General features: G+C 57.3%; 9 protein-coding genes and 4 tRNA genes. 6 read left to right on the top strand and 7 right to left on the bottom strand.

The features are described from left to right. Nucleotides 1-395: 395 nt before the first annotated feature. The 7 genes from SOP97_RS11850 to SOP97_RS11820 all read right to left on the bottom strand — a co-directional run bounded on the left by SOP97_RS11850 (nt 396) and on the right by SOP97_RS11820 (nt 4,152). Nucleotides 396-482 (bottom strand) — tRNA-Leu (locus SOP97_RS11850). A 112-nt stretch (nt 483-594) separates the two neighbouring features. Next, nucleotides 595-668, bottom strand: a tRNA-Cys gene (locus SOP97_RS11845). A 41-nt stretch (nt 669-709) separates the two neighbouring features. Then, a tRNA-Gly gene (locus SOP97_RS11840) sits at nt 710-785 on the bottom strand. 67 nt (nt 786-852) lie between these two features. Next, the gene (gene pgsA, locus SOP97_RS11835; protein ID WP_274089199.1) at nt 853-1,413 is read right to left on the bottom strand and encodes a CDP-diacylglycerol--glycerol-3-phosphate 3-phosphatidyltransferase; all 561 of its coding nucleotides are present in this window, start codon (nt 1,411-1,413) and stop codon (nt 853-855) included. A gap of 33 nt (nt 1,414-1,446) precedes the next feature. After that, nucleotides 1,447-3,288 carry an excinuclease ABC subunit UvrC gene (gene uvrC, locus SOP97_RS11830; RefSeq protein WP_322949283.1) on the bottom strand — a complete coding sequence of 614 codons (1,842 nt, stop codon included), beginning with the start codon at nt 3,286-3,288 and terminating at the stop codon, nt 1,447-1,449. Further along, nucleotides 3,275-3,919 (bottom strand): response regulator transcription factor GacA, encoded by a 645-nt coding sequence (gene gacA / locus SOP97_RS11825; protein ID WP_274089197.1) that lies wholly within the window; start codon nt 3,917-3,919, stop codon nt 3,275-3,277. The genes uvrC and gacA overlap by 14 nt, the downstream gene beginning before the upstream one ends. Before the next feature lie 143 nt (nt 3,920-4,062). Beyond that, nucleotides 4,063-4,152 (bottom strand) — tRNA-Ser (locus SOP97_RS11820). 131 nt (nt 4,153-4,283) lie between these two features. On the opposite strand from SOP97_RS11820, the gene SOP97_RS11815 reads away from it, so the two are divergent. The 6 genes from SOP97_RS11815 (at nt 4,284) to SOP97_RS11790 (ending at nt 7,425) form a co-directional block, all read left to right on the top strand. Next, nucleotides 4,284-4,949 carry a Bax inhibitor-1/YccA family protein gene (locus SOP97_RS11815; RefSeq protein ID WP_274089196.1) on the top strand — a complete coding sequence of 222 codons (666 nt, stop codon included), beginning with the start codon at nt 4,284-4,286 and terminating at the stop codon, nt 4,947-4,949. A 111-nt stretch (nt 4,950-5,060) separates the two neighbouring features. Next, nucleotides 5,061-5,453 (top strand): sulfurtransferase complex subunit TusD, encoded by a 393-nt coding sequence (gene tusD, locus SOP97_RS11810; protein WP_274089195.1) that lies wholly within the window; start codon nt 5,061-5,063, stop codon nt 5,451-5,453. Between the two features lies 1 nt (nt 5,454). Next, nucleotides 5,455-5,814, top strand: a complete 360-nt coding sequence (gene tusC / locus SOP97_RS11805) for a sulfurtransferase complex subunit TusC (protein WP_274089194.1) — start codon at nt 5,455-5,457, stop codon at nt 5,812-5,814. Further along, nucleotides 5,814-6,113 (top strand): sulfurtransferase complex subunit TusB, encoded by a 300-nt coding sequence (tusB, locus tag SOP97_RS11800; RefSeq protein WP_274089193.1) that lies wholly within the window; start codon nt 5,814-5,816, stop codon nt 6,111-6,113. Before tusC ends, tusB begins: the two co-directional genes overlap by 1 nt. Continuing rightward, nucleotides 6,110-6,445, top strand: coding sequence for a TusE/DsrC/DsvC family sulfur relay protein (locus SOP97_RS11795; protein ID WP_274089192.1), 336 nt, complete (start codon nt 6,110-6,112; stop codon nt 6,443-6,445). Before tusB ends, SOP97_RS11795 begins: the two co-directional genes overlap by 4 nt. After that, entirely contained in the window at nt 6,442-7,425 is a 984-nt protein-coding gene (locus SOP97_RS11790) for a glycosyl transferase family protein (RefSeq protein WP_274089191.1), read from the top strand. Before SOP97_RS11795 ends, SOP97_RS11790 begins: the two co-directional genes overlap by 4 nt.

Raw genomic sequence — 7,425 nt, 5'->3', positions numbered from 1 at the left:
CGTACAGATCTCCCAGGGTAATTCGCGCGACCTTCCTGCTTATGCCTGTCGGATCTACGTCGCAGCGTTCCGTGCAAGTATCGGGCTTTGGCGATTATGGCCACCTCACCCCGCTGCGCCGCCTCATCCGCTTCCTGTTCGTCAGGCCAGCATTTTGCCTCGGGCTTCCTTCAGATTCGCAGTCGCCCGCGACACCCTTGCCTTCAGCTAACACTTCCCCTTGCCGGGTGTGTAGAGGACTTTCACCTCCAAGTCGCCAGGCTCACCACCACAGTGAACCCGACAGCGCCAGTCACGGCGCTACGCGCCATGCCTGGCGCACCATAAAAAAACCGGCTCTAAAAGCCGGTTTTCTGTATTGCGGGTTAACACGGGTAGACCCAGGTTAACGTTGTTGGTGCCCGAAGCCGGAATCGAACCGGCACGAGGTTACCCTCGAGGGATTTTAAGTCCCTTGCGTCTACCGATTTCGCCATTCGGGCGGTAGCGCTGCGTTGCGAGGCTTGGACTATATACAGCCCGTGCACACCTCGCAAGGTTTCAAGCTTAAATGAAAAAGCCTCGTAAATCAGTGATCTACGAGGCTCTTCTAATTGGAGGCTGAGGTCGGAATCGAACCGGCGTTCACGGATTTGCAATCCGGTGCATAACCACTCTGCTACTCAGCCTTGAAACTAAACACGTGTCGTAAATAACGATACGTTGAAAATGGAGCGGGAAACGAGACTCGAACTCGCGACCCCGACCTTGGCAAGGTCGTGCTCTACCAACTGAGCTATTCCCGCTTGTCGTGTTGACGGGCGCCATTCTATAGTTTCATGGCTGGCCGTCAACCCCTTGATTCAAAAAAGCTTATTTCTTTTCGGCGGTGATCCGCAGGTGCGGCCATGCGGCCATCAGGTACTGGGCCATCGACCATAGGGTCAGCACGGCGGCAATAATCAGCAGCGCATAGCCCAACACGACCCAGGCAGTGAATGTCGGCGGATTAGCCAGCAGAATCACCAACGCCACCATCTGCGCTGCAGTTTTCCACTTGGCCAGCTTGGATACGGCCACATGCGCACGCGCCCCAAGCTCTGCCATCCACTCACGCAGCGCCGACACCACGATTTCGCGACCAATAATGATGGCCGCCGGTAGTGTTAGCCAGAGGTTGGAGTGTTCATCCACCAGCAGGACCAGGGCTACCGCCACCATCAGCTTGTCGGCAACCGGGTCAAGGAACGCGCCAAACGGCGTGCTCTGCTCCCAGCGGCGAGCCAGATAACCATCTAACCAGTCAGTGGCTGCCGCGATTGAGAACATTGCACTAGCAGCCCAATAGCTCCAACTGAAGGGGAGGTAAAAAAGCACAATAAATACCGGTATTAGCAATACACGGAGCACGGTGAGCAGGTTGGGGATGTTCATCGGCACAACTTAGCGATAAAGAGAGCCGGCATTCTACTCACTGTGCAGGGCGGCATAAATCGACTCGGCGAGTTTTTTACTGATTCCTGGTGCTTTGGCGATTTCTTCGATGCTGGCGCGAGACAGTTCCTGCAGGCCGCCAAAATGGTTGAGGAGCTCGCGGCGGCGCTTAGGCCCTACTCCGGCAACCTCTTCAAGTGTTGAGGTGCGCCGGGTTTTATCGCGACGGGCGCGGTGGCCGGTAATGGCGAAACGGTGCGACTCATCGCGTATTTGCTGAATAAGATGCAAGGCCGGTGAGTTTGCCGGCAGGGTGAACTCATGCGCGGCATCGTTCAGGTACAGGGTTTCCAGGCCAGGCTTGCGGGTCACCCCCTTAGCCACACCGAGCAACGTCAGGTCAGGCACGGCAAGTTCTTCAAGCACCTCACGCGCCATTGCTAGCTGACCCTTACCGCCGTCAACCAGGAGGATGTCCGGCAGCTTGCCTTCGCCATCCTTGATCTTGCTAAAACGCCGGGTCAGGGCCTGATGCATGGCGGCGTAATCATCGCCAGGGGTCACGCCTTCGATGTTGTAGCGGCGGTAATCCGACTTGAGTGGACCTTCCGGGCCGAATACCACGCAGGAGGCAACAGTCGCCTCACCGCTGGAATGACTGATGTCAAAACACTCCAAACGCTGCGGCACCTCATACAGATCCAGTGCTTGCGCCAGCGCATCAAAGCGCGCGGAAACATGCTGCCGATTCGCCAGGCGGGCCATCAGGGCTTGCTCAGCATTGGTCACGGCGAGCTGCTGCCAGCGCGCACGAATGCCGCGCACTCGATAGCTGATACTCAGCTCGCGGCCGCGCAGCTCATCGATTGCGGCGATCAGCGTGGGGAAGTCTTCGTGCTGAGCGTTGACGATCAGCTCGTTCGGCAGGTCGCGCTCCTGGCTGCTCAAGTAATACTGCGCGAGGAAGGCCAGCAACACACTGCTGCCCTCCTCCTCAATGGCAACCTGCGGGAAGAAGTTCTTACTGCCAAGGACCCGGCCGCCACGCACGCTGATCAGATGTACGCACGCGCCGCCCGGGTTAACCATGGCCGCAACCACATCGACATCCCCTTCGCCGCCCTCCATGCTCTGCTGGTCCTGCACCCGACGCAACAGTGAGATCTGGTCACGCAATCCGGCAGCGCGCTCAAAATCGAGCGTCATGGCTGCTGCTTGCATTGCCGTGGAGAGCTCATCAGTGAGGGCGTTGCTGCGGCCCTCAAGAAACATCACCGAATGTCGCACGTCATCGGCATATTCAGCGGGCTCGACCAGGCCCACGCAAGGGGCTTTGCAGCGTTTGATCTGATGCTGCAGGCAGGGCCGTGTGCGGTTTTTGTAAAAGCTGTCCTCACACTGGCGCACGAAAAAGGTTTTCTGCAGCAGGTTGAGGCTTTCGCGAATAGCACCGGCACTTGGGTAAGGGCCGAAGTAGCGACCTTTTTGTTTTTTAGCACCGCGATGGATGCTTAAATGCGGGAAATCGCCATCGGAAAGAAACACATAAGGGTAGGATTTATCGTCGCGCAACAGAATGTTGTACGGCGGACGCCACTCCTTGATAAGCGTCTGCTCAAGCAGCAGGGCTTCGGTCTCATTGGCGGTGATGGTGGTTTCGATCTGCGCAATTTTACCTACCAGCGCGGCGGTCTTCGGCGCTAAACCGCTTTGACGGAAGTAGCTGGCCAAGCGTTTTTTCAGGTTCTTGGCTTTACCGACATAGAGCAGCTTGGCATCCACGTCGAACATGCGATAGACGCCGGGGCGACCGCTGCAAGTGGAGAGAAACGCGCTGGAATCGAAGGTTGCGCGACTGTCGTCAGCTGCTGGCATCAATCATGCCGTGGCGCACGGCCAGTAGGGCCAGTTCGACATCGCTGGTGATCGAGAGTTTTTCGAAGATGCGGTAGCGGTAGGTATTCACGGTTTTCGGCGACAGACACAGCTTGTCGGAGATCGCTTGAACTTTCTGACAGCCCGCAATCATCAGCGCAATTTGGATTTCGCGTTCGGAAAGCAGATCAAATGGCGAATTGCTGCTTTGCGGCTGGAATGACTTGAGCGCCAGTTGCTGGGCGATCTGCGGGCTGATGTAGCGTTGGCCGGCGAAGACCATACGAATAGCCTGAACCATTTCTTCGAGCGCGGCGCCCTTGGTCATGTAACCCGCGGCGCCCGCTTGCAATAGACGCGTGGGGAACGGGTCTTCTTCGCAGGCCGTGACGGCAACAATTTTCAGGTCGGGGTGGCTGCGAATCAGCTTACGAGTGGCTTCAAGGCCGCCGATTCCCGGCATTTTGATGTCCATCAGGACAACGTCGGGCTTGAGCTCGCGGGCTTTGGTCAGGGATTCTTCACCGGACTCTGCCTGACCAACCACCTGCAATCCGTCGATATCAGCCAGCATTCGGGTGATACCGGTGCGCACCAGGTCATGGTCATCAACAACGAGTACCCTGATCAAACGTCACCCCGATTCACATCAATCGCCAAGAGCGAATGGTTGGGTTGGATAACAGGCGTTTTGCTAGGTTTCAGCTTGGTGCAAAACCGTCAAAATGCAAGCGTCAATAAAATCAGGCGCTGCAGGTGACGGTTTTCATAATATGGCGGAAGCGGTGAGATTCGAACTCACGGAAGAGTTTCCCCTTCGACGGTTTTCAAGACCGTTGCATTCAACCGCTCTGCCACGCTTCCGGCGTGTTGCGGGCGGCAATCTTACCCGAACGCAACACGCTGTCAAACTCTGCGTGTTGGCTGATTGCATCGCAATGCTATGATCGGGCTGAAATTGGTCACGGACCATCCGTCATTTAAGGAGTGTCGCCATGAACGAACACAATTATGTACTTGACCATACGCAGGTTGAACAGCAAGAAGTCAGTCGCGTCCTGCGCAATACCTATGGTCTGCTGGCTATCACCTTGGCCTTCAGTGGCTTGGTGGCCTACATCGCGCAGCGCGCCAATGTGCCTTACCCAAATATCTTCGTGGTGCTGATTGGCTTTTATGGTCTGTTTTTCCTCACGGCCAAATTGCGTAACTCGTCTTGGGGCCTGGTTTCGACTCTTGCCCTGACCGGTTTCATGGGTTATACCCTCGGTCCTATCCTCAATCGCTACATGGGTATGGCCAACGGCGCAGAAGTCGTCAGCTCGGCCTTTGCCATGACTGCACTGGTGTTTTGCGGTCTGTCGGCCTATGTACTGACCACTCGCAAGGACATGAGCTTCCTCAGCGGCTTTATTACCGCAGGCTTCTTTGTTTTGCTCGGTGCGATGGTGGCGGGCTTCTTCTTCCAGATCAGTGGCCTGCAGTTGGCGATCAGTGCGGGTTTTGTGCTGTTCTCCTCGGCCTGCATCCTGTTCCAGACCAGCGCGATCATTCATGGTGGCGAGCGCAACTACATCATGGCGACCATCAGCCTGTATGTGTCGATCTACAACCTGTTCATCAGCCTGCTGCAGATTTTCGGCATCATGGGCGATGACTAAGCTGTCGCCGCACTGAAAAAGCCCGCTTCGGCGGGCTTTTTGCTGCCTGCCACGCGCATCTTGGTGGCCCAGGCTTTATCATTTCGAAAAATTTGCCTCGCCAGGTTTGTCATGAAATTTGCCATCGCCCTGTTCTCTTCTCCCCACGCACCCTCGTCACGCCGCGCCCTGCGATTTGCCCAGGCGGCATTGGCGGGTGGGCATGAGATTGTGCGTTTGTTCTTCTATCAGGACGGCGTGCACAGCGCATCAAGCAGCGTGGTCAGCGCACAGGATGAAGTGGATTGGCCGCGTGAATGGCGTGAGTTTGTGCAAACACAACAGCTTGATGCGGTGGTGTGTATCGCTGCGGCCCTGCGCCGTGGCGTGCTTAACGTCGATGAAGCGCAGCGTTACTCACGCACAGCCGCCACGCTGGATGCCCCATGGGAGCTTTCCGGCCTGGGGCAATTGCACGAGGCGACGCAATTAGCTGATCGTTTAGTGTGCTTTGGAGGGCCATGAGATGAGCAAGTCACTGTTGATCATCAGCCGCCAAGCCCCCTGGTCAGGCCCAGGTGCTCGCGAAGCATTGGATATTGCCCTGGCCGGCGGTGCTTTCGACCTGCCGATTGGCATGCTGTTTCTCGATGACGGCGTGTTTCAACTGAGCAGCGCGCAACAACCAGCGTGCGTGCAGCAAAAAGACTTCGGCGCCAACCTGCAGGCGTTACCGATGTTTGGCGTGGACGCGCTGTATGTTTCGCAGCACTGCTTAGCCGAGCGCGGCTTACAAGAGCTATCCAGCAGCCTTGCTGTTACCCCCCTTAACGACGCCGAAATCAGCGCCTTGATTGACCATTACGACCAGGTGATTACGCTCTAATGGCTACCTTGCATGTGCTTTCGCACTCCCCATTTACGGATAACCGGCTGAGCAGTTGCCTGCGCATACTCGGCAGCCAGGACGCAGTGCTGTTGTGTGGTGACGCGGTATACACGCTACAAGCTGGCAGTGCGCAACGCCAGACGCTTGAACGGCTGCCTGAGGCCATTGCCCTGTATGCCCTGGATGAAGATGTACACGCCCGCGGCCTTGCGCACCCTGCTCGCCTTACGCTGATCGATTATCCCGCCTTCGTTGCACTGAGCTGCCAATACGACAAGGTAAATACCTGGCTATGACGGTATTGAATGTTGAGGGACGTAGCCTCCCGCTGGACAAAGATGGCTACCTGGTTGAACTGAGTGATTGGTCCGAGGCCACTGCTGAGGCGCTAGCGCAGCGCGAGGGCATTAGCCTGAGCAGCGAACACTGGGAAATCTTGCGATTGGTGCGCAGTTTTTATGACGACTTTCAGCTGTCGCCGGCCAATCGCCCGCTGATCAAGTTTATTGCCATGAAAATCGGCCCCGAGAAAGGCAATAGCCTGCATCTCAACCGCCTGTTCAATGGTGCTCCCGCCAAACTCGCCGCCAAGCTGGCGGGCCTGCCCAAGCCGACTAATTGCCTATGAACCTTGTGACCCCGCCCGAACATCCTTTCGCGCAATTTGTGCGCATCCTCGGCAAGGGTAAGCGCGGCGCACGCAACCTGACCCGCGAGGAAGCACGCGAGGCCATGGGCATGCTGCTCGATGGCCAGGCCGAAGAAAGCCAACTGGGCGCCTTCCTGATGTTGCTGCGGCACAAGGAAGAAAGCGCCGAGGAAATGGCCGGCTTTGCTGAAGCCGTACGTGCACGCTTACAGGCGCCGACGATCCCTGTTGATCTCGACTGGCCCAGCTATGCCGGCAAGAAACGTCACCTGCCCTGGTTTCTGTTGGCCGCCAAAGCGCTGGCCAATAGCGGCATTCGCATCCTGTTGCATGGCGGTGGGCCGCACACTGCGGGCCGCTTATACAGCGAGCAACTACTCGAGGCGCTCGACATTCCACTGTGCCGCAACTGGACGAGTGTTGAGCAAGCACTCGCCGATCAGCACTTAGCGTTTATCCCGCTGGGCGACTGGATGCCGCAATTGCAGCGGATGATTGACCTGCGCAATATCCTTGGCTTGCGCTCACCTATCCACTCCCTCACCCGCATTCTTAACCCACTGGGTGCACGCTGCGGCCTGCAGAGCATCTTCCACCCGGGTTATCAGGCCGTGCATCGCGAGGCTAGCCAGTTGCTGGGCGACAATGCCATCGTGATCAAGGGCGAAGGTGGCGAAATCGAGATCAACCCGGACGCCACCAGCCACCTCTACGGCACCGCCAATGGTGAAAACTGGGATGAGGAGTGGCCAGCGCTGTCGGCACAACGTCACGTCAAACCGCAATCACTTGAGCCCGATCATCTGGCGGCATTCTGGCGTGGCAACCTCGAAGATGCATACGGTCAGCTTGCGGTTATCAGCACCATGGCGCTGGCCCTGCGTGCCCTAGGGCGCAGCCGTGAGGCCGCCTTCGATGAGGCGAAACGCTGCTGGGAGGCGCGTAAAGCATCGAACTGA

The sequence above is a fragment of the Pseudomonas spirodelae genome (assembly GCF_034653255.1).
GTDB lineage: Bacteria > Pseudomonadota > Gammaproteobacteria > Pseudomonadales > Pseudomonadaceae > Aquipseudomonas > Aquipseudomonas spirodelae.
This window is presented reverse-complemented; position numbering and strand designations above follow the sequence as displayed.

What these genes read in the sequence shown, in the direction of transcription:
- tusB (WP_274089193.1), top strand. Translation starts at nt 5,814, where the DNA reads ATGGCTACCTTGCATGTGCTTTCGCACTCCCCATTTACGGATAACCGG.
- tusD (WP_274089195.1), top strand. Translation starts at nt 5,061, where the DNA reads ATGAAATTTGCCATCGCCCTGTTCTCTTCTCCCCACGCACCCTCGTCA.
- SOP97_RS11795 (WP_274089192.1), top strand. Translation starts at nt 6,110, where the DNA reads ATGACGGTATTGAATGTTGAGGGACGTAGCCTCCCGCTGGACAAAGAT.
- SOP97_RS11815 (WP_274089196.1), top strand. Translation starts at nt 4,284, where the DNA reads ATGAACGAACACAATTATGTACTTGACCATACGCAGGTTGAACAGCAA.
- tusC (WP_274089194.1), top strand. Translation starts at nt 5,455, where the DNA reads ATGAGCAAGTCACTGTTGATCATCAGCCGCCAAGCCCCCTGGTCAGGC.
- pgsA (WP_274089199.1), bottom strand. Translation starts at nt 1,413, where the DNA reads ATGAACATCCCCAACCTGCTCACCGTGCTCCGTGTATTGCTAATACCG.
- SOP97_RS11790 (WP_274089191.1), top strand. Translation starts at nt 6,442, where the DNA reads ATGAACCTTGTGACCCCGCCCGAACATCCTTTCGCGCAATTTGTGCGC.
- uvrC (WP_322949283.1), bottom strand. Translation starts at nt 3,288, where the DNA reads ATGCCAGCAGCTGACGACAGTCGCGCAACCTTCGATTCCAGCGCGTTT.